This is a genomic window from Sphingobacterium kitahiroshimense, from assembly GCF_025961315.1.
GTDB classification, from domain to species: Bacteria; Bacteroidota; Bacteroidia; order Sphingobacteriales; family Sphingobacteriaceae; genus Sphingobacterium; species Sphingobacterium anhuiense.
This window is the reverse complement of sequence record NZ_JAOQNK010000001.1, coordinates 5715205-5736132: the sequence shown is the minus strand read 5'-3', so window position 1 is coordinate 5736132 and position 20928 is coordinate 5715205. Positions and strand designations below refer to the sequence as shown.

Annotated in this window: 20 protein-coding genes; 17 read left to right on the top strand and 3 right to left on the bottom strand. The window is 35.7% G+C overall.

Features of this window, described 5'->3' with window-relative positions; translation table 11 throughout:
- Nucleotides 1–152 precede the first annotated feature (152 nt).
- The 6 genes from M2265_RS24510 (at nucleotide 153) to M2265_RS24485 (ending at nucleotide 5506) form a co-directional block, all read left to right on the top strand.
- Nucleotides 153–671: an FUSC family protein gene (locus M2265_RS24510; protein ID WP_132772694.1), complete on the top strand. Its 519-nt coding sequence runs from the start codon at nucleotides 153–155 to the stop codon at nucleotides 669–671.
- Nucleotides 672–878: 207 nt separating this feature from the next.
- A complete protein-coding gene (locus tag M2265_RS24505; protein ID WP_021189230.1) occupies nucleotides 879–1352 on the top strand; it encodes an Lrp/AsnC family transcriptional regulator in 474 nt (157 codons plus the stop codon).
- 20 nt (nucleotides 1353–1372) lie between these two features.
- Nucleotides 1373–2440, top strand: a complete 1068-nt coding sequence (locus M2265_RS24500) for an EamA family transporter (RefSeq protein WP_132772692.1) — start codon at nucleotides 1373–1375, stop codon at nucleotides 2438–2440.
- Nucleotides 2441–2531: 91 nt separating this feature from the next.
- Entirely contained in the window at nucleotides 2532–3296 is a 765-nt protein-coding gene (locus tag M2265_RS24495; RefSeq protein WP_243655493.1) for a 5'-nucleotidase C-terminal domain-containing protein, read from the top strand.
- Complete coding sequence (locus M2265_RS24490; protein ID WP_132772690.1) at nucleotides 3271–4230, top strand: metallophosphoesterase; 960 nt, start codon at nucleotides 3271–3273, stop codon at nucleotides 4228–4230. Before M2265_RS24495 ends, M2265_RS24490 begins: the two co-directional genes overlap by 26 nt.
- 64 nt (nucleotides 4231–4294) lie before the next feature.
- Nucleotides 4295–5506 carry an MFS transporter gene (locus M2265_RS24485; RefSeq protein WP_132772688.1) on the top strand — a complete coding sequence of 404 codons (1212 nt, stop codon included), beginning with the start codon at nucleotides 4295–4297 and terminating at the stop codon, nucleotides 5504–5506.
- A gap of 122 nt (nucleotides 5507–5628) precedes the next feature.
- Here the strand turns inward: M2265_RS24485 and M2265_RS24480 are convergent, their stop codons facing one another.
- Nucleotides 5629–7539 carry a class II glutamine amidotransferase gene (locus M2265_RS24480; protein ID WP_021189720.1) on the bottom strand — a complete coding sequence of 637 codons (1911 nt, stop codon included), beginning with the start codon at nucleotides 7537–7539 and terminating at the stop codon, nucleotides 5629–5631.
- A 98-nt stretch (nucleotides 7540–7637) separates the two neighbouring features.
- Nucleotides 7638–8135, bottom strand: coding sequence for a peroxiredoxin family protein (locus M2265_RS24475; protein WP_132772686.1), 498 nt, complete (start codon nucleotides 8133–8135; stop codon nucleotides 7638–7640).
- A gap of 146 nt (nucleotides 8136–8281) precedes the next feature.
- On the opposite strand from M2265_RS24475, the gene purN reads away from it, so the two are divergent.
- Entirely contained in the window at nucleotides 8282–8854 is a 573-nt protein-coding gene (gene purN / locus M2265_RS24470) for a phosphoribosylglycinamide formyltransferase (RefSeq protein ID WP_132772684.1), read from the top strand.
- Between the two features lie 50 nt (nucleotides 8855–8904).
- Complete coding sequence (locus tag M2265_RS24465) at nucleotides 8905–9084, top strand: hypothetical protein (protein ID WP_132772682.1); 180 nt, start codon at nucleotides 8905–8907, stop codon at nucleotides 9082–9084.
- Between the two features lie 7 nt (nucleotides 9085–9091).
- On the opposite strand, the gene M2265_RS24460 is transcribed toward M2265_RS24465, so the two are convergent.
- The gene (locus M2265_RS24460; protein WP_243655492.1) at nucleotides 9092–10327 is read right to left on the bottom strand and encodes an MFS transporter; all 1236 of its coding nucleotides are present in this window, start codon (nucleotides 10325–10327) and stop codon (nucleotides 9092–9094) included.
- Nucleotides 10328–10417: 90 nt separating this feature from the next.
- Between M2265_RS24460 and M2265_RS24455 the strand changes: the two genes are divergently transcribed.
- From M2265_RS24455 to M2265_RS24415, 9 genes are all read left to right on the top strand, one after another.
- On the top strand, nucleotides 10418–10897 hold the full coding sequence (locus tag M2265_RS24455) for a DUF4442 domain-containing protein (RefSeq protein WP_021189716.1): 480 nt from the start codon (nucleotides 10418–10420) through the stop codon (nucleotides 10895–10897).
- A 61-nt stretch (nucleotides 10898–10958) separates the two neighbouring features.
- Complete coding sequence (locus tag M2265_RS24450; protein WP_132772680.1) at nucleotides 10959–11387, top strand: transposase; 429 nt, start codon at nucleotides 10959–10961, stop codon at nucleotides 11385–11387.
- Nucleotide 11388: 1 nt separating this feature from the next.
- Nucleotides 11389–12036 carry an SCO family protein gene (locus tag M2265_RS24445; protein WP_021189714.1) on the top strand — a complete coding sequence of 216 codons (648 nt, stop codon included), beginning with the start codon at nucleotides 11389–11391 and terminating at the stop codon, nucleotides 12034–12036.
- A 1-nt stretch (nucleotide 12037) separates the two neighbouring features.
- Nucleotides 12038–12463, top strand: a complete 426-nt coding sequence (locus tag M2265_RS24440; RefSeq protein WP_132772679.1) for a c-type cytochrome — start codon at nucleotides 12038–12040, stop codon at nucleotides 12461–12463.
- A gap of 305 nt (nucleotides 12464–12768) precedes the next feature.
- Nucleotides 12769–13356: a TetR/AcrR family transcriptional regulator gene (locus M2265_RS24435; RefSeq protein WP_132772678.1), complete on the top strand. Its 588-nt coding sequence runs from the start codon at nucleotides 12769–12771 to the stop codon at nucleotides 13354–13356.
- A gap of 4 nt (nucleotides 13357–13360) precedes the next feature.
- Nucleotides 13361–14689, top strand: a complete 1329-nt coding sequence (locus tag M2265_RS24430) for a TolC family protein (RefSeq protein WP_031288119.1) — start codon at nucleotides 13361–13363, stop codon at nucleotides 14687–14689.
- A gap of 25 nt (nucleotides 14690–14714) precedes the next feature.
- Nucleotides 14715–15860 (top strand): efflux RND transporter periplasmic adaptor subunit, encoded by a 1146-nt coding sequence (locus M2265_RS24425; RefSeq protein WP_132772676.1) that lies wholly within the window; start codon nucleotides 14715–14717, stop codon nucleotides 15858–15860.
- Nucleotides 15861–15893: 33 nt separating this feature from the next.
- Complete coding sequence (locus M2265_RS24420; RefSeq protein ID WP_132772675.1) at nucleotides 15894–19064, top strand: efflux RND transporter permease subunit; 3171 nt, start codon at nucleotides 15894–15896, stop codon at nucleotides 19062–19064.
- Nucleotides 19065–19258: 194 nt separating this feature from the next.
- Complete coding sequence (locus M2265_RS24415) at nucleotides 19259–20842, top strand: M60 family metallopeptidase (RefSeq protein ID WP_132772673.1); 1584 nt, start codon at nucleotides 19259–19261, stop codon at nucleotides 20840–20842.
- The last annotated feature ends 86 nt before the right edge of the window (nucleotides 20843–20928 follow it).

Below are 20928 nucleotides of genomic sequence, written 5' to 3'. Positions count from 1 at the left end.
AATTTGTATCAACAAATCTAACTATTTTAAATAATGAAAAGAATTGATAATGCAAGAAAATGAAAAAACAATATTAAACATGCATAAAAACGCATGTATATGATTTTTTGATGCTGCAAATAAGATGTACTTTTGCAGTAAAATATTTTAAGATGCGTAAAACCCTCATGCGATATAGCCTTCACTCCGACTTCATCATCTATCTGATTCGTATTTTGATCGGTTTTTCTATTGGTTACTTTTTATATATCAGCTTTCCTGAATATTCAGCAATATGGGCTTTAATTTCTATTGTTTTAGTGATTTCTCCGGATGATAATGAAGCAACAAAAATTGCTTTTGATAGAACTAAGTCTAATTTTATTGGTTCGGCGACGGGTATACTGTTTTATTTTACCAATCTTCCTCAGATGTGGTCTATGCTTTTGGGTGTCATCACATCCGTCGCTATATGCAGGTTATTCAATATCCTAAGTGTGGCCCGTACAGCAATGGTAGCCATGATCATTGTCGTGGTTCATGAACATCAATTAAAGTCATATGTTGCCGCACTCGATCGTTTCGCCTGTGTCACTATTGGTTGTCTCATAGGATTGATTGTCACCCTTAGCACCAGTTATATCATTAAAATATTACGTGAAAAATACTCGATGGAAACCTTTAGCGAATAATATTCGATGAGACACCTAAAATACCAAAGATAATTCAAAAGAACACAAATACCCTAATAATCAGATTATTAAATAAAAAAAACTAGTGCTCAGGCTAGTGAAAAGACTATTTGTTCTAAAAAAAATATCCTCGCAAATAGAATTATATTCTGAATTTAACTAAATAATTTGAATATTATTCGAAATATCACTACCTTTGCATTCGATATGACAAAAGTAGAATATAATTTAGATCATGTAGATTTCAAAATCTTGCGTTTAATGCAGGATAATGCTCGAATCAATAATGCTGATATAGCAAGAGAGCTTAGTATGGCTCCTTCTGCGATTTTAGAACGTGTTAAAAAATTAGAGCAAAAAAATGTAATCCTACAATACAACGCCAAGATAAATCCAGCGGCAATTGATCAGAAATTACTATCGTTTATATTTATCAAAGCGAACGATATAATTGGAGAACAGAAAGTCGGTATTCTTCTAGCAGAGATACCCGAAGTGCAGGAAGTGCATGATATTGCTGGAGATGATGGTTACCTAATCAAAGTTCGGACGGCTGATTCTACTGCGTTAGTCGATTTGATGCGTAACACTTTGGGAAAAATTGAAGGAATAATTTCAACAAGAACCACAATTGTTTTGCAAACAGTGAAAGAAGAACAACAATTAGTTATACCGGAATAATTTAGGAAAGGAATAGAGAGATGTTAAATAATAAAGTACAACAAGCAAGCCCTTTAATGATCGTACTCGCGTATGCTGTCGTATACATTGTATGGGGGTCGACTTTTTTCTTTATTGAAAAAGCGCTACACAGTTTCCCGCCATTCATTTTAGGATCTTTTAGGTTTATTACTGCAAGTATTTTGCTGATGGGGTACTGTGTATTGAAGGGTTATAAAATATTCAACAAGAGAGCAATCCGCGATTCTATTGTTGTCGGATTTTTACTCTTATTTATTGATATGGGTGGTCTTATCTGGGCAGAGCAATATGTTTCAGGTGGTGTTGCGGCGATTATTGCGGCAGCAGCGGCGATTTGGTTTGTTATTCTTGATAAACCAAAATGGAAAGAAAATTTCAGCAGTAAATCTACCATCGCTGGTTTGATTTTAGGTTTTGCTGGTGTTGTTTTACTCTTTGTAGAGCAAATCATCGCAAGCAAATCTTCTGCAAATAAAGAAATAACCGTTATTGCTTTAGTGATTATGGTGCTTGGATCTATCGCCTGGACTGCAGGTTCATTATATTCCAAATACCAGAAGAAAAGCCAGCAAGAAGAGACGGAAGATTTACATGTCTCCGTAAAGACTGCATGGCAGATGATTACAGCAGGTGTATTATTTACAATTGTTGCCAGCTTAAATGGTGAATTTGCTCATTTTAGTTTTCAACAGGTAACGCCTATCGACTGGTTTAATATATCGTACTTAATTGTTTTTGGATCTATTTTAGCATTCAGTTCTTACATCTGGTTGCTATCAGTAAGACCTGCTACGGAAGTAAGTACATATGCCTATGTTAATCCTATTGTAGCATTGGTATTAAGTTACTTTTTCAGTAGCCATGCCGTGACATACATACAAGTAATAGGCCTAGTTATTATATTGGTTTCCGTATTGCTGATGAACTGGAAATTATATAAGAATAATAAAATGGTTGCAAAAATCACAAAAACAACCATTGCAGATCGTCGGAAATCAATACGATTGAGAAATCAAAGAGATGCTGTGGTCAGAAAAGACATTAAAAAAACAGAGGTTGCCAATTAGAAAAAGCGCCTTCTTTTGCATATTGATAATAAAAGCTTAACAAAAATGTTAGGCTTTTATTATCTACATTTGTACCGAAAACACTTATTACATGATGAAACTTACTATACATCAACTTCAATATGTAACCTTCGGGTTTTTAGCTATTTTACTTAGCACATCTTGCAGCAAAAAATTAAGTCCTGTCCAAAAGGACTTTAAGCAATACGAGATCAATAAAAGCACCGTTGAGGATACCGCGATCGTAGCTATTTATAGTCCCTATAAAAAGCAAATGCAGGCAGAGATGAACCGGGTAATCGGCTTCTCGGAAGTTGCATTGACTAAAGAAAAGACTCCTGAAACTTTAATGGGAAATTTCTTTACACAAGCGCTATTGGTTGCCAGTGAAAAAATCAACAACAAGGCTGATATCGCTTTTGCAACAAAGGGCGGTATTCGCAATGAAATAAAAGCGGGAGATATTACTGTAGAGAGTGTTTTTGAGGTTATGCCATTTGAAAATCAGCTTACAGTGATGGAGCTGAGCGGTGAACAAATTGAACAACTCGCCAACTTTATAGCGGCAACAGGGGGGCAACCTGTTTCAGGAATTACCTTATCTATCCAAGATAAAAAGCCAATAAATATTCAGGTACAGGGAAAAGATATAGACAAAAATAAAACCTATAAAGTAGTCACCTATGATTACCTAGCGAATGGAGGAGACAATTTAGATTTATTTACACATGCGCTTAAAAGAACTGATTATCCTCAAAAAGTAAGGGAAAGCTTGATGGACTTTATTTCCAGCTTTACAAAAAATGGTCAAAAAATTAATATGCAATTAGATGGAAGAGTTAAAATCATTAAATAGAAGAGGCTTTATAAAGACTGCCGCAGGCCTTTCTGCAGCAGTAACCCTTGGTACGTTACCATTCTCATCATTTGCAGGTTCAAAAAAAATAAAATTAACCATTCTACATACCAATGATGTTCACAGCAGAATTGAACCCTTTCCTATGGATGGCGGTAGATATCAAGGATTGGCAGGAGTTGCACGCAGAAGTACACTTATCAAAAAAGTAAGGGCTGAGGAAGATCATGTTCTTTTGTTGGACGCAGGCGATATGTTCCAAGGTACTCCCTATTTTAATCTGTTTGGAGGGAAATTAGAGCTTGACTTAATGACCAAATTGGGATATGATGCGGGTACATTTGGTAATCACGAATTTGACAATGGGTTAAATGGGCTTATCAAATATCTGGATCACGCCAAATTTCCTTTTTTAACGGCAAACTATGACTTCACAGGAACAGTGCTGGAAGGAAAAACACAAGATTATACCATCTTCAAAAAAGGTGGAGTGAAGATTGGTGTTTTTGGTTTAGGGGTAGATATTGAAGGGCTGGTTGATCCGAATAATTTCAAAGGCATGAAATACCTGGATCCAATTCTTATTGCAAACCGCGTGGTCAAAGAATTAAAGGAAAAGCATAAATGTGACCTTGTCATTTGTCTATCTCATTTAGGTTATCAATACGAAAGTGAGAAGGTATCCGACCTCGTATTAGCTTCCAAGACTAGTGATATCGATTTAATCATTGGTGGACATACGCATACCTTTTTGAAAGAACCTACTTTTGTAACAAACTTAAAGGGAACAAAGACAGCCGTTAACCAAGTGGGTTTTGCAGGAATAAATTTAGGAAGAGTTGATATTATTTTTGAACCTTCGACAGGTAAAAAGAATATGTTAGCCTCAACTTATGAAATTAACAATTCTATCGAAGCATCCCAATTAGTTTAAAAATAACATTTTTATCTAGCCAAAGGGATATGATTTATTCCTTTGGCTTTTTTTACATATTCACTTGAAAAAACTTTTATCCATCTATATCGGATCCTTCAAAGGGTTATCGCGCTCCGCATGGTTGCTCGCAATTGTAATGCTTATCAACAGAATGGGAAGCATGGTAATCCCATTTTTAGGAATTTACATGACCCAGGCTCTTAATTTCAACATTAAACAGGTTGGTCTTGTTCTGATGTGTTTCGGCTTTGGATCTGTTTGCGGTTCATATGTAGGAGGTTGGCTGACAGATCGATTTGGGAGTTTTAAAGTCCAGCTACTCAGTTTGACATTAGCAGCTCCCCTATTTCTGATCACTCCTTACTTCAGGACTGTCGAGTCTTTAGGTATTATGATCTTTATTTTGAGTGCTGTCTTTGACGCATTCAGACCTGCCAACTCGGTTTCGGTCGCAAGCTATGCAAAACCTGAAAATATAACACGTGCTTTTTCATTGAATCGATTAGCGGTTAATTTGGGGTTTTCAATTGGACCTGCGGTTGGTGGCTTTTTAGCAGGGATATCCTTTAACTGGATATTCTACGGAAATGCAATGGCGGCAGCAGTGGCAGCGGTTGTCTTTTTTCTATTTTTCTATAAGAAGGAAAAAAACAATTTAAAAACTTTAAAAACAGCACCTGTTACCACGACATCGCAGCATAAAAAAGAACGAAATCCATATAAAGATAGTCCATTTATCATCTTTAATATCCTTTGCTGTATATTCTCATTATGTTTTTTCCAACTCATATCGACACTTCCTATTTTCTATCGTGAAGTGCATCACTTAAATGAACATGAGATCGGATTTTTAATGGGCTGGAGCGGTTTAATTATCGTTCTTTTAGAGATGTTTATTGTACATATTGCAGAAAACAAATTGACCATCACAAAAACATTGGTAATCGGAACGCTTTTCTGTTCTATATCTTATGCCATGTTCAATATACATGCAGGGGTATTCATGCTCTATGTTACTTTTTTCGTGTTTGGCATCGGCGAAATGTTAACACTGCCTTTTATGGCAACTGTAACCATAAACAGGTCAACAGCCAAAACACAGGGAGCTTATATGGGTTTCAATTCATTAGCCTTCTCTGCTGCGAATATTTTTTCACCGCTTTTAGGGACAAATATAGTTGGATCCTTTGGATTCACAACACTTTGGTGGGCTACCTCTGCCGTTCTCGCGTGTACTGCAGTAGGATTTTACTTTGTTTTAAAACGTTTGTAGCAGTTCTAACGAATAGGTATACAATCGATTATTTTAGATTAAAATTGACTTAAAATACATATTATAGAAAAGGCCCGATATTTATATATCGGGCCTTTTCTATAATATGTATTTTGCTCTTATTAACTGCTGAAGTAAGCTCTTACGTTCTTACCTTCTACCCAGTTCATAAATGCTTTATTGACAACTTTATTTCCTCCAGGAGTCGGATAATTACCAGAGAAGTACCAATCACCTTTATGATCAGGACAAGCAATGTGTAAATTATCTAAAGTCTGGAAAATCACTGTTACTTCAGCTTTCAAATGATGTGGCGTAATGATTCTCGCAATTTCATTTGAAATTTCATCATCTGTAAAGGGTTCGTAGATAGCTTTGACATAATTTTCTATTTCGTCAATATCTGCTGTTATCGAAACCAAACATTTTTGATATACTTCATCAATAATATGTGCTAAACCACGTTGTCTTAATAACGATATAGCTGCTTCAAAAGCAACAAACTCACCCATTCTAGACATATCGATACCGTAACAATCTGGGTAACGAATTTGCGGTGCTGATGAAACAATTACAATCTTCTTCGGATTCAGACGATCTAAAATTGTTAAGATACTTTGTTTTAAGGTTGTTCCTCTGACAATGGAATCATCAATCGCAACGATTGTGTCTTCATGATCTTTAACAATTCCGTAAGTTGTATCGTATACATGCTGTACCATATCAGTACGATCAGCATCTTGAGTAATAAATGTACGTAACTTAGCATCTTTCACATTCAATTTCTCAAAACGAGGATGAATGCTTAAAATATCTTCTAACTCACCGTCATCAATCTTATCAGCTCTATTTAATAAGGCATCCTTTTGAAAATCTCTAACGTAGGTATTGATACCATCCATCAGACCGTAGTAAGATACTTCAGCCGTATTTGGAATAAAAGAAAATACCGTGTTCTTAATATTATTATCAATTGCATTTAATACTTGCGGACACAAAAGGCGACCTAATTTTTTACGTTCTTTATAAATATCAGCATCTGAACCTCTTGAAAAATAGATACGCTCGAAAGAACATGATTTTTGCTCAACAGGCTCTCTAAACATTTCTTCGGTAACTGTCCCATCTTTTTTTGCAATCAACGCATGTCCAGGTTTAATTTCCTGCACTTTATCAATAGGAATATTAAATGCAGTCTGAATAACTGGTCTTTCCGAAGCAACAACAAGCACTTCATCGTCTTTATAATAGAAAGCAGGACGGATACCGGCAGGGTCGCGCATAACAAATGCATCTCCATGACCAAATATACCTGCAATCGTATAACCACCATCCCAAGTTTTTGCTGAACGCGTTAAGATCTTAGGAACATCCAAGTTTTTTGCAATCAGAGAACTGATTTCAATATTAGAATAACCTTCTTTCTTAAACTTGTCAAATAAATCCTGGTTTTCGTCATCTAAGAAATGTCCAATTTTTTCCAATACAGTAACTGTATCTGCCTTTTCTTTTGGGTGTTGACCTAGCTCGTACAACTGTTGCAATAATTCGTCAACATTTGTCATGTTAAAATTACCGGCAACAACCAAATTGCGAGACATCCAGTTGTTCTGTCTTAAGAAAGGATGACAACTTTCAATGCTATTTTTACCATGAGTACCGTAACGCAAATGACCTAACAATACCTCTCCGGTAAAACTAACATTATCTTTTAACCATTGTGTATCTTTAGATTCCTCCGGATATGCCTTGTGTACAGATGCAAACTTCTTTTGTACATATTCAAAGATATCAGCCACAGCACTGGATCCCATCGCTCTGTAACGAGAAATGTACCGATTTCCTGGCTTTACGTCGAATTTTATGGTTGCAATACCCGCACCATCTTGGCCACGGTTGTGTTGCTTTTCCATCAATAAGTACAATTTGTTTATGCCGTAGTAAGGCGTACCGTATTTTTCCTGGTAATAAGAAAGGGGCTTTAACAGTCGAATAAGTGCAATACCGCACTCGTGTTTAATTGAGTCGCTCATATCTTGATTTGATGTCGCAAAAATAGCAAATATTTATAATTAGTTGTATCAAAAAAAGACTCTTGTATTTAAAAATTACAACTAGAAGACAAGCAAAACTATTTGATTAGCTGTTGCAAAGCTACTTGCAATACCTTAACATCATCAACACCATCTAAATGTTTTAATAATTTGTGTGTTTTTGCATCGTAGATATACAGTGAAGGTGTTTGTGTAGGTTTAAATAAGCTGATAAACTGTCCATTTTTATCTAAAATAAAAGATACGTTAGGATGAGGTCTCAATTTCTTTGCAAACATATTTATAAATCCTTCCACATATTCGACATCATTCATGGCAACAAAGTAGAATTTAATATTTTTAAACGCCTGTAGCTGATCCGCTATCCCCGCCCCCATTTTCTGACAATGACTACAGCCCGTATCGTAGTAATTAAAAATGATAAGTCCCTCCTTTGGTAAATCGGACGTTTTAAAAGATTTACCGGTAAATACCTCTTGAAGAGAAAAATATTGGATCTGTGTAGGCGCCTGAGCACTGACCCGCTTTGTTGGTATAAGTAAAAAAGTAATTAGTATTAATGTAAATGTTTTCATAAGCTTAAAAATAAAACAGTATTGCCAAAGGTTAAATATACGAGTCAAATTGTACACATAACACCAAGCTGTTAGTTTATTTACAAAAAATAACGTAAGTTTGGTTGATTAACTTTTTTTAGAACGTCACTTAACACAATTAAACTGTGAAAAAACGTATTGCCATATTTGCTTCAGGTTCTGGTTCCAATGCCCAAAAAATAATGGAATATTTTAAATATTCTGAAGATGCCGAAATCGCTATCGTATTGAGCAATAATGCTGATGCATATGTTATCCAAAGAGCTGATAATTTTGAAATACCTGTCCACGTATTTGACCGAAATGAATTTTTCAGATCGGACGAAATTGTTAAAATGTTAAAAAACTTAAACATTGACTTAATTGTACTTGCAGGATTCCTTTGGTTAGTTCCTAATAATCTTTTACAAGCTTTTCCAAATAAGATTATTAATATCCATCCAGCGCTGTTACCTAAATATGGTGGCAAAGGTATGTATGGTGATCATGTTCATAAAGCCGTATTGGCAAATAAAGAAACAGAGCATGGCATAACAATTCATTTTGCAAATGAGCATTTTGATGAAGGAGAAGTAATTTATCAAGGCCGATTTAAAGTAGAGCCTCATGATACTTTAGAGGTAATTAAGTTTAAAGGACAACAATTAGAACATCAGCAATACCCTAAGGTAATTGACAACTTACTAAAAAAGATGTAATTTAACGTTTTTTATTTAGACTGCTTATAAATAATATATATCTTTGCATTATGAATACTTCAGAATTGCAAGGAACAGAATTTCAAGATACATTCTCAAAGGAGAAAATAGATTTTTGTGCTGATACAAAAGCATCAAGTCCGTTTTCTCCTTTTTCATGTGCTTGTTTCAAAAAATGTTGTAAGAAATATAAAAAAGGGAATCGTTGCGGCAAATGTCCAAAGCGCTAATTTTTGCCTACTCTTCTTCCAGATAATTCAGATCTTTATCAAAGCTCTCTTCGAGCTGTGTTAATGCATATATAGCAATTCCTGATAATAAAAATATCATCATAAATGCGGCTGTAATAATACCCCAGTGATTGACAAGAACACCGTACAACATTGTTGAAGGGATCAGTGCTCCACGAACAAAGTTAGGTGCAGTAGTGGCCACTGTAGCTCGCAAATTCGTCCCGAACTGTTCTGCAGATATGGTGACAAAAGTTGCCCAATAACCTATACCAAGTCCCATAAAAAAGGAAAGCCATATAAATTTAGTCTCAGACAAACCATCACTTAATAAGTACCATGAAGAACTTACGAGGATAATTATTTGACACAGTAAAACGACTTTCTTTCGTGATTTCAAAACCTGAGCTAATAAACCTGCTAGTAAATCCCCTAAAGAAATCCCCAGATAGGTGAACAAAACTCCTTTTCCAGCACTAAGAACAACTGGCGCATGTAGCGCTTTACCAATCTCTGGAGCCTGAGTAACCAGTACACCTACCACAAACCAAATCGGTAATCCGATGCACAAACAGTATAAATATCTTTTAAAACGACGTTTATCAGTAAAAAGCATACTAAACTTGCCCTTCACTACTGTTTTCTCTTCTGCTGTTTTAAACAAGCCAGACTCGAGTGCTCCTACCCGCATTAACAGTAACAACAATCCCATACCGCCGCCAACAAAGTAAGCAGTTCTCCAATCATATTGTTCAGATATAAAATATCCTAAAACGGCGCCTAAGACACCAACTGTAGCAACCAGCATGGTACCATACCCCCGTTTTGACTTATGCATGCTTTCGCTAACTAAGGTAATACCGGCTCCCAATTCACCCGCTAAACCAATACCGGCAATGAAACGAATGATACCGTACGTCATCACATCTTGTACAAAACCATTCGATATGTTCGCCAATGAATACAGCAAAATCGAACCAAACAAGACTTTCAATCGCCCAAACTTATCACCAATGATCCCCCAGATCACGCCTCCAATCAGTAATCCGCCCATCTGCATATTTAATACAAACTCCCCCTCAGAACGCATATCCGTGGGAGAAACACCGATTTCTTCAAAAGATTTTACACGAACAATCGAAAAGATAATGAGGTCATATATATCAACAAAATACCCCAATGAGGCAACAAGAATAATAATCCAAACATTCTTGTTTGAGGACATTTCGGGTTGGTTAGCCATATTTTATTTTTTTATAAAAATATCATTGTGGAACCATTTTTACAAATCAATTAGCAAACGAATTTTAATTTATTGTATTACATTTGCACCATGTTGTATAGTCCCAAATCCCTAAAGTGGTTATTAAGAATTTACCCGCCATTTTTATTCCAACGCATATGGGTCAAAAAAATTCATACAGACTTTCAAGGTGTGGATGTAAAAATTATCAAAAGTATTTTCAATAAAAACTCAAACAGTACCATATTTGGTGGAACAATTTTTTCAGCAGTTGATCCTTTTTATGCGATTCTTATTGATCAGCGCTTACAATCGCATGGATTTAAAAAAACTGTAGCTTGGCTCAAATCAGCATCCATTGAATATAAAAAGCCTGGCTTGACCAATCTTAGATTTTCGATCAAAATAACTGACGAGGATTTTAATGAATGCATGGATACACTTAAAAACAGAGGTCGGATTATTAAGACATTTTCTGTAGAAATTGTGAACGATCAAAATGAAATTTGTGCCATTGCGAAAAATGAAATCTATATTCGTGACCTGAATTTTACATACACCAGAGTATAATAAGCTATTATCTTCTTTATCTATTTGGTATCTTTGTCAGTAACAGACAAAATATTTCAATATGAAAAAATTAGCTTTTTTAGTTGCGTCAGCTTTTGCAATAACTTCATGTGCCAATAGCTCAAATACAAATAATCAATATGATTTAGCGAAAACACAAGAAGAAACCATGAAAATTCATGATGAGATCATGCCGCAAGTAAGTATTTTTGATAAAGATGCAGTTACTATCGATTCAATCCTCACAAACCTTAGTGCTATAAAAACAGCTAAACCTAATCTAGATACAACAAATACTCGACAAGAATTGTCTCAGTTAAAAAGCAATCTCGAAGATGCAACAGATCATATGATGGATTGGATGAAAGACTATAGTGCCGATTCAACGACAGTAGATTATGCTAATCGCGAATTGACTAAAGTAAAAGACATGAAAGCAGTCTTTGATCGTGTATCAAAAGAGAAACAAGAAATCTTAAAAAAGTATTAATATGTTAAAATCAATTCAGATTGGTGCTTCTTTTCTTATTGCACTAACAACATTTACAATATCTAGTTGTCAGTCCAATACAGTTACACTTCCTATTTATGGTCAACGTGAACCAGTAGAGAAAATTATAGATGGTAAGACGGTTATTGATACCCTATACCATACCATCCCACCTTTCAAATTTCTAAATCAAGATAGTGTCTATATAACGGATAAGAATTTCGATAACAAAGTGTATATCGCTAATTTCTTTTTCACTCATTGCCCAAGTATATGCCCTACTATGAACAGAAATCTGTTGAAAGTATACGAGCAATATAAGGATAGTGATCAAGTTTACTTTTTATCACATAGCATTGATTTCAAATATGACCAGCCACATGTCTTGAAAGAATATGCCAATAAATTGGGTGTTAGCAATGATCATTGGAATTTTGTGATGGGATCAAAAGCCGATATCTATGGAATTGCAAACCAATACTTGGTCTACACAGCAGAAGACAAAAATGCGCCAGGAGGATATGATCATCAAGGATATCTGGTATTAGTAGATAAACAAAAAAGAATTCGCGGTGCTTATGACGGTACTAATGATGAGCAAGTTGCGAAACTACAAAAAGAACTTGCTATCCTACTCGAAGAAAAGTAAAATGATAAAACTATATCTTTTAGGAGTATTGATCGCTCTATATTCTTTATGCTCGATAAGCAGTTGCCAGTCAGGCAAAGATATAAAGACAGCACAATATGCCGTAAATGGACAAAAAATATATATTAATCATTGTAAAAATTGTCATGGCGATAAGGGTGAAGGCTTAGGCCTATTATATCCACCATTAACGGATGTAGAATTTTTAACAAAAAATAGAGATCGTTTATCCTGTATTGTTAAGAATGGACTAGAAGAAGAAATTGTAGTTGCGGGCAAAACATTTAACACTAAAATGCCAGCGAATGAAATCTTGACCGACATCGATATCGCCTATGTTTTAACCTATATTACCACAAATTTTGGTAAGCAAGATAAAATATTCAGTCTAGAAGAAGTTCAGATGAGTTTAAAAAATTGCAAGTAGGACATTCCATGATTTAAAGAAAAGCTTAGTTAATCAACTAGGCTTTTTTTGTGTTGGTACCTATTTAGGTAAAAAAAGAAAGGTTTTCAAACGGGGAGAATGAAAACCTTTACTAACCAATTATAAACCTAAATTATGATGGTACAAATATAGGCCATGCAAATTGATTAGCAAACCAACTAAATGTTAAAATATGTTAACATCGGAAATGCGAATAAATAGATGTCTGCAATGAATAAAATATAGTTTTTCATTACAATATTTTGACATTTAGATTTGATTAAAATTTCTACATTTGGAACCGAATGAACGTTCAATACACAAAAAATAATTCTAAAGTGATTTCCATATTTGAGACCACACTTCGGTTGATCAAAGATCATGGATTTCATGGCACAGCGATGAGCAAGATAGCTCAGGAAGCTGATGTCGCAATCGGTACAATCTATCATTACTTCCCATCGAAAGATGATTTGATCGTTAGCCTGTTTCAATACTGTGGCGACACTTTAAATGAAGCAATCTTTGGATCGCTGGATGATAAATTGACTTATAAAGACACTTTTTTTCATATATGGAAAGGCTTTGTAAAATTTTACAGAGAACATGTAGAAATGTTCAGTTTTTTTGAACAATTTTACTCATCTCCTTATTATAAGGTGAACAGTTATGAAACAAATGAATCTATTAGTGGTCAGAGTAATATACTTAAATTCTTAACAACAGGAATCAATAAAGGCGAATTAAAAGACACCAATGTAGAAGCATTAGCTTGCGTCTTCTTTGGAACTGCTGTATCAGCAATTAAAGGAGTGAAACACAACAAATTAAAATCAAATGAAAGCATCGAAGATGTTGTAAACATCATTTGGGATGGAGTTAAAAATAAATAATTTTATGAAGTTTAGACAAATAGCCTTTTCTTTGGCAGCCATGACTACAATATACAATGTTAGTTATGCCCAACAAACAGGCAATGAGACGTTACCTGCTAAAGCAAATTTGCAGCAACTCATTGACTATGCCCTTAGCAACAAGATAAGTCTGAAACAGGCTGCAATTGATGAGGAAATTGGCGAAAAAGATATCGACATTGCCTTGTCTGGCTGGTTGCCACAGGTAAACGCTAATGGTTCTTACAACTATAATGTTAAAGTTCCCACCTCTTTTATAGGTGGACAGAACATTGCGTTAGGACAGAAGAATGCTAGTGCTTTAACCTTACAGGCTGATCAACAGATTTTGAATCCGGCACTTATGCAAGCTTCAAAAGCAGCAACACTTATCCGTCAATCCAATAAGCAAAACACTGAAAGTCAAAAAATCAACACAGTGGTTGAAGTGAGTAAGGCTTACTATGATATTTTAACGAGTGAAGAGCAGATCAAAATTGTTCGTGAAAACATTGCTAGACTTCAAAAACAATATAACGACGCTAAAGTACGCTACGAAGTTGGTATGGTTGACAAAACCGATTTCAAAAGAGCTCAAATTGCGCTAAGCAATGCAAATGCGGATGAAAAACGGACTATTGAACTACGCCGTTATAAATATGATTATTTAAAAAATTTAATAGCAGTTGATCATAAAGTTGATATTACATTATCTTTTGAGAATGCGAATATGGAAAATCAGATTCTGATTGATACGACTTCATCTGCTAGCGTAACCAATAGAATTGAATTCCAACAATTGGAAACGTCCAAGAAAATGCAAGAATTAGAAACGCAATACTATAAATGGACCTACCTCCCAAATGTAAGCGCATTTTATAACTATGCATTTAATTACAGAAATAACAAATTTAAGGATTTGTATAATGACAATTTCCCAAGCTCTGTAGCTGGATTATCTGTATCTATTCCAATTTTTCAAGGTTTTAAAAGAAAGCATCAAATCAATCAATCCAAACTACGCGAAAGTAGAATTGATTTAAGCATGGAAGATTTGAAAAATCAAGTCAACACAGAATATGCACTTGCAACAGCTTCATATAATGCCAACCTAATTGATTGGAAAACATCAAGAGATAATGTTGACTTATCTAAGGAAGTCTATGATACGATTAAGTTACAATATGATGAAGGTATTAAAACTTACTTAGACTTAATGACAGCTGAGACTGATCTTAAAACAAGTCAATTGAATTATTTAAATGCACTTTATGCACTTCTATCAAGCAAGCTAGATGTTCAAAAAGCATTAGGAACTGTAGATACAAAATAAACAACATTAAGAAACCAAGAATATCATGAATAAAAAACATTTATTAGCAGCTTTTTTTATTGGGACTACGCTAATCTGGCAGTCATGTGGCAATAAAGATGCTCAGAAACAACAGGCTGCACAGCAAGCAGAGCGTGTTGTACCTGTTTCCATAGCAACTGCCACAGAAGAAATTGTCACAGGAAACCAAACATATCCAGCTACTGTAAAACCCTTGAATGAAGCTGATTTATTTGCTGAAGTTTCTGGTTATGTAACGCAAATATTTGTAACTGATGGAGCATCGGTATCCAAAGGTCAAAAATTATATGAAATTGACGGCACTCGCTACGCAGCGGCTTTAGATCAAGCCAGAGCAAATCTTAAAATTGCACAATCTAATTTGGATCGTGTGCAAACAGATTTAAACCGTTACCAAGCATTAGCGGATAAAGATGCGATCGCAAAACAAACTTTAGATTATGCTAAAACAGATCTGGCAAATCAAAAAGCGCAGATCTTAGGTGCACAAGCTGCTGTAACAACAGCACAAACAAACTTAAATCGTTCAACTATAAGAGCGCCATTCGCGGGTATTGTAGGTATTTCGGATGTACGTCTTGGGGCTTTGGTTAATCCTGGAACTACACGATTAAATACGGTATCTTCAATCAATCCTGTGGCAGTTGAAATCCAAGTGAGCGAGCGTGATATTCCTCAATTTGTAAACTTACAAAAATCAGGTTCTGCAGCACAGATCGGCGCAGTATTACCGGATGGAACGGAGTATACAGCACCAGGAAGAATTGCCACTATTGACCGTGCAGTTGATCCACAGACAGGAACGATAAGAGTGCGTGCTAATTTTGACAACCCTGGTAATGTCTTGAGAGCTGGAATGAATCTATCTTTAAACATCAAAACGAATTCAGCAACTGAAGAAATTGTTATTCCTTATAAAGCTGTTCAAGATCAGTTGGGAGTATTTAACGTTTATGTTGTTGGTGATAGCAGTAAAGCTGAACAACGTAAAGTTGATCTAGGTTTAAAATTAGGAGATAAAGTAGTTGTAAAATCAGGCCTTAAAGTCGGTGAGAAAATTGTTGTTGATGGTATCATGAATGTGCAAACAGGTGTAAAAGTTGCTGAGGCTCCTGCTGCTGCACCTGATGCCGCTGCACCAAAAAAATAATTTTCACAGACTTTATAAGATACAAAAAAACATATGATTTCAGAAGTTTTTATAAAAAGACCCGTCACTGCCATTGTGATTTCCCTATTGATTATGATCGTAGGTGGAATTTCAATTGTGTCATTGCCGATCAGTCAATATCCATCCGTAGCCCCACCAACTGTTTCAGTAACAGCAAACTACACTGGCGCGGATGCTCAAACTGTTGAGCAAACAGTAACGACTCCTATTGAGAGTCAAATTAATGGTACACCGGGCATGCTTTACATGTCCTCGAACAGTACATCGAATGGTCAATCACAGATTACCGTAACTTTTGAAGTTGGTACTGATATTGATATTGCTACATTAGACGTTCAAAACCGTGTGGGTATTGCTGAACCTGCGTTACCCGAAGCTGTTAAACGTTTAGGAGTAACGACACGTAAAGCGAATACAGATATCTTAATGCTTGTTTCACTGGTATCACCAAAAGGTACTCGCGATGCTAAGTTTTTAGATAACTATGCCAATTTATACATCAAAGATGCATTATTACGTATCACTGGTGTTGGTGAGGTTACCGCTTTTGGACAGCCATTCTCCATGCGCGTTTGGTTAGATGCCAATAAATTAACGAATTTAAATCTAACTCCTGCAGATGTATCTGCAGCAATTGCTGAACAAAACTTAAGAATTCCGGGAGGATCGGTAGGTTCTACTCCGCAAAAATCAGATCAGGTATTTGAATACCCAGTGATTACGGATTCAGATTTATCTTCGGTACAGGATTTTGAAGAAATCATTGTGAAATCGAATACCGATGGATCAATTGTTTTATTAAAAGATGTAGCGAGAATAGAATTGGGTCAATTCAGTTATGCAACAAGTACGCGTGTAAATGGTATGACTTCTTCTGGTATGATGGTTTCTCAAACTCCAGGAGGTAATGCTGTGCAATCTGCAGAGGGTATCTATACCGCATTGGAAAGATTAAAAAAATCATTCCCTGATGATGTTGACTATGTTGTCGGTTATGAGACAATTTCTGTTGTTAATGCTTCCATTGAATCAGTTATTCACACTTTGATTGAAGCTTTACTATTAGTAACTTTAGTTGTATTCTTCTTCTTACAGTCATGGAGAGCAACACTAATTCCTGTATTAGCGATTCCTGTATCTATTGTTGGTACATTTATTTTCTTCTTATTATTCGGTTTCTCGATCAATAACTTAACTTTATTAGCATTCGTGCTTGCTATTGGTATTGTGGTCGATGATGCGATTGTAGTGGTTGAGGCTGTGCAGCATTACATAGATCATTATAAGATGTCGGCAGCAGATGCAACGCGTCGTGCCATGAAAGACATTACAGCTCCGGTTATTGCCATTGCTTTGATTCTTTCTGCAGTATTCGTTCCTGTAGGATTTATCCCGGGTATGGTGGGTCAATTGTATCAACAATTCTCCATAACGATTGCCGTTTCGGTTATGCTGTCCGCATTTATTGCCCTGTCATTAACACCGGCATTATGTTCGATCATGTTAAGACCAACAGCAGTTCACTCGGAAGCGAAAGGTCTTAATAAGTTTTTCTACAAGTTTAATATCTGGTTCGAAAGAGTAACGAACAAATATTCGAATGGTGTAAAATACTGTATCAAAAAGGCTCCTATGGCGTTAATCATCTTACTTTGTATCTTCATTGGTACAGGATATATGTTTAATAAAAAACCAACTGGATTTATTCCTGGTGAAGATAATGGGATGTTCTTTGCCGGTATTACCTTGCCAGAAGGTTCGTCTACAACACGTACAAAAGAAATTTTAAATGAAGTAGAGCAAGAATTACGTAAAGATTATCCAGAGATTAAAGATATTACGGCTATTGCCGGTATCAATATTTTGAACAGAGCTTTCCAGCCTAACGTAGCGACAGTTTTCGTTTCTCTAAAACCTTGGAAAGATAGAAAGCGTACTGCTAACCAAATTACGGGTGGTATCATGGGTAAATATGCTGGCTATAGTAAAGCACGTGTACTCGCTGTTACTCCTCCTGCGATTCCTGGTCTTGGTACTTCTGGTGGTTTCAGTTTAATGATTCAAGATCAACAGACCGTAGATATCAAAGTCTTCGAAGGTGTAGTTGGTAAATTCTTAGCTGCAGCCAATCAGAGACCTGAAATCGGTATGGCCTATACCCTATTTAACACAAAAACTCCAAATTACAAGTTATCTGTTAATAGAGAGCAAGCGAAGAAAATGGGGGTTCCTGTTTCGACAATATATACCACTATATCTGCATACCTTGGATCTTCTTATATTAATGATTTTACAAGATACGGACGTAACTTTAGGGTTGTATCTCAGGCGGATAAAGATTACCGTATGAACATTGAGGACATCAACAAATTATATGTTAATAATGCTCGCGGTGAATCTGTTCCTTTAAGTTCATTGGTTACTTGGAACCTTGTTCAGAATCCAGCTATTATCAATCACTATAACATCTTTAGAAGTATAGAGGTCAGTGGTAGTGCTGCGCCTGGTTATTCGTCCGGTGATGCCATCAGAGCGCTTCAGGAAGTTGCCGCAGAAACATTGCCGAACGGTTATAGTTATGATTTCTCAGGATTGGCTTTACAAGAAACAAAATCTGGAAATATGACTATTATGATCTTTGGATTATGTATTCTGTTTGTATTCTTGCTACTAGCTGCGCTTTATGAAAGTTGGTCTGTTCCATTCTCAATTTTATTATCGGTACCACTAGGGGTATTTGGAGCAATTTTAACATTAACATTGATTCCAGCATTAGATAATAATATCTACGCGCAAATTGGTTTAGTTGCAATTATTGGTTTAGCGGCTAAAAATGCGATTCTAATTGTTGAGTTTGCTAAAGAACGTGTAGATATCGGAATGAACTTATATGAGGCAACATTAGATGCTGTTAAGCTTCGTCTACGTCCTATTATCATGACATCTTTTGCATTTATCTTAGGTATTATTCCTTTGATGTTATCGACTGGCGCCGGAGCCATTTCTCGCCAAACAATTGGCTGGACAGTATTTGGTGGTATGTCTGCAGCGACAGTTTTAGCAATCTTTATCGTTCCAGTACTGTTCGTTGTGATCACACGACTGGCTTATGGTAAAAAGAAATTAGCCGAGTTAGAAGCTAATTTTGATGAAGAAAAAGCTAAAAATTTATCTGCCCACTAAACATTAAAATTTATCTCAATATAATCAAGAAAGCCTTTCAATTCATTTTGAAAGGCTTTCTTGATTATAAGCTATTTCAAATCGCTAAAAACACTGCCAGTTGAAGCTACAATCTTAACAATAATCTTACAATTGAAAAATGCTTTAATGTTAGCACAATTTGATATTTTAGCACTTCAACTAACCATCTAAATATGAAGCTAAAATTCATTACTTTATTACTGCTTGCCGGTACGATAAGTAGTCTACATGCGCAATCTGCTAAAGACTATGCAGACGCTTATCAAGACTTACAAGTATTCGAAACTCCTTTAGCCGTTAAGCTAAAAAAAGGAATCAAAAAATCTGATCTTGATAAAATTAAAAATCCACAGGTCAAACAGGTTGCCACCTCCTTATTAAATAATCAATATGATCAAAAGTACAGGTTTGCAGAATACAATGCTATCCTTAGCCCTTCAACCTTAGGTCATAACTTAATGATCGGTGATGGATACAGCAAATATGAAAATATAACCGGAATTTATCTGCCTATAGGTCGCCATATCATATCTGTCGATCATATCGCTGCAGATAATGAAGTTAAATTGATCATTCCAAATTGGAACCGCCGAGCTCCCGAAGGAATGGATCCGACCAAAGACCCAAAGGGATGGGGTATTGTAAAGCAAGAATTTAAACTCAAAAATGGTATCAACATCATTGATGTCAAAGATTTCGACGGCCTAGCTTATATCGATTATTTCTCCGAAAATCCTAAAAAAGAAAAAGCAATCAGTGTACATTTTATTGGTAGCCCAGTTAATGGTTACTTTGATATTACGAAAAACAATGATCAAGATTGGAACAAATTGGTAGATCAGGCTGTATATCCGGTTATTGATGCCAAAGGTCGACACATTCAGATTGCCTACCCTGCTGCCGATATTAAAAAGTATGCTTATGGAAAAGGTGTCGAGCTGATCAGTAATTATGATTCTCTTATTTACAGACAGCATCGTATTATGGGACTTATTAAATATAACAAAGTCCCTGAAAACAAAATTCTCTCGCGTGTAAATTATAATTATTACATGTTCCGTGACGGAGATGGAGTTGCTTATATGGGTACGGATCCTGGCAATGCAATGCCTCTTGTTGTAGACCCGGCCCGCGTAATCAAAGGGGATCCATGTTGGGGGTTTTCACATGAAGTAGGACACGTACATCAATTAAGACCTTATTTGAACTGGGGAGGATTGGGTGAAGTAAGTAATAATATTTTCTCCCTTTATGTAACAACTTCTTATGGCAATAAAAGCCGTCTTTCAGAACAAGGTAATTACAAAAAATCCAGAGAAAGTATCATTAATGGTAAAATAAGTTACCTACAGGATCCAGATGTATTCAATCGCTTAGTACCTTTCTGGCAACTTCAACTGTATTTCGCAAATCAAGGTAAAAATCCTAATTTTTATCCTGATTTATTTGAAGCTTTCCGCAAACAGAATCCTGAACGTAGAAGCAGACGCGGTGGCGGTCAAGTAATGGGCGATCGTGGAAACAACCCTGCTGTACACCAATTGAATTTTGTAAAAACAGCATCTCAGGTCGCAAAACTTGATCTCACAGATTTCTTTGATCTGTATGGCTTCTTCCATGTTGGAAAATTTACTTATGATGATTATGGTAATTATACATACGAAATGACACAAGAAATGGTTGATAAGTGCAAAAAAGAAATTCAACAACTTAATCTTCCAAAGCCAGATATGGATATCTCTACGCTGACAGATTAATATAAAACAGACGTAAAAGCAACTTATAAAAATAAGATGCAGATATGCCCTAAAAGTGAAATACTTTTAGGGCATATTTCGTTAAT

Excerpts from the sequence above, each read along its gene's own strand:
- M2265_RS24510 (WP_132772694.1), top strand. The coding sequence starts at position 153 with ATGCGTAAAACCCTCATGCGATATAGCCTTCACTCCGACTTCATCATC.
- M2265_RS24505 (WP_021189230.1), top strand. The coding sequence starts at position 879 with ATGACAAAAGTAGAATATAATTTAGATCATGTAGATTTCAAAATCTTG.
- M2265_RS24500 (WP_132772692.1), top strand. The coding sequence starts at position 1,373 with ATGTTAAATAATAAAGTACAACAAGCAAGCCCTTTAATGATCGTACTC.
- M2265_RS24495 (WP_243655493.1), top strand. The coding sequence starts at position 2,532 with ATGATGAAACTTACTATACATCAACTTCAATATGTAACCTTCGGGTTT.
- M2265_RS24490 (WP_132772690.1), top strand. The coding sequence starts at position 3,271 with ATGGAAGAGTTAAAATCATTAAATAGAAGAGGCTTTATAAAGACTGCC.
- M2265_RS24480 (WP_021189720.1), bottom strand. The coding sequence starts at position 7,539 with ATGAGCGACTCAATTAAACACGAGTGCGGTATTGCACTTATTCGACTG.
- M2265_RS24475 (WP_132772686.1), bottom strand. The coding sequence starts at position 8,135 with ATGAAAACATTTACATTAATACTAATTACTTTTTTACTTATACCAACA.
- M2265_RS24465 (WP_132772682.1), top strand. The coding sequence starts at position 8,905 with ATGAATACTTCAGAATTGCAAGGAACAGAATTTCAAGATACATTCTCA.
- M2265_RS24460 (WP_243655492.1), bottom strand. The coding sequence starts at position 10,327 with ATGGCTAACCAACCCGAAATGTCCTCAAACAAGAATGTTTGGATTATT.
- M2265_RS24455 (WP_021189716.1), top strand. The coding sequence starts at position 10,418 with ATGTTGTATAGTCCCAAATCCCTAAAGTGGTTATTAAGAATTTACCCG.
- M2265_RS24450 (WP_132772680.1), top strand. The coding sequence starts at position 10,959 with ATGAAAAAATTAGCTTTTTTAGTTGCGTCAGCTTTTGCAATAACTTCA.
- M2265_RS24445 (WP_021189714.1), top strand. The coding sequence starts at position 11,389 with ATGTTAAAATCAATTCAGATTGGTGCTTCTTTTCTTATTGCACTAACA.
- M2265_RS24440 (WP_132772679.1), top strand. The coding sequence starts at position 12,038 with ATGATAAAACTATATCTTTTAGGAGTATTGATCGCTCTATATTCTTTA.
- M2265_RS24435 (WP_132772678.1), top strand. The coding sequence starts at position 12,769 with ATGAACGTTCAATACACAAAAAATAATTCTAAAGTGATTTCCATATTT.
- M2265_RS24430 (WP_031288119.1), top strand. The coding sequence starts at position 13,361 with ATGAAGTTTAGACAAATAGCCTTTTCTTTGGCAGCCATGACTACAATA.
- M2265_RS24425 (WP_132772676.1), top strand. The coding sequence starts at position 14,715 with ATGAATAAAAAACATTTATTAGCAGCTTTTTTTATTGGGACTACGCTA.
- M2265_RS24420 (WP_132772675.1), top strand. The coding sequence starts at position 15,894 with ATGATTTCAGAAGTTTTTATAAAAAGACCCGTCACTGCCATTGTGATT.
- M2265_RS24415 (WP_132772673.1), top strand. The coding sequence starts at position 19,259 with ATGAAGCTAAAATTCATTACTTTATTACTGCTTGCCGGTACGATAAGT.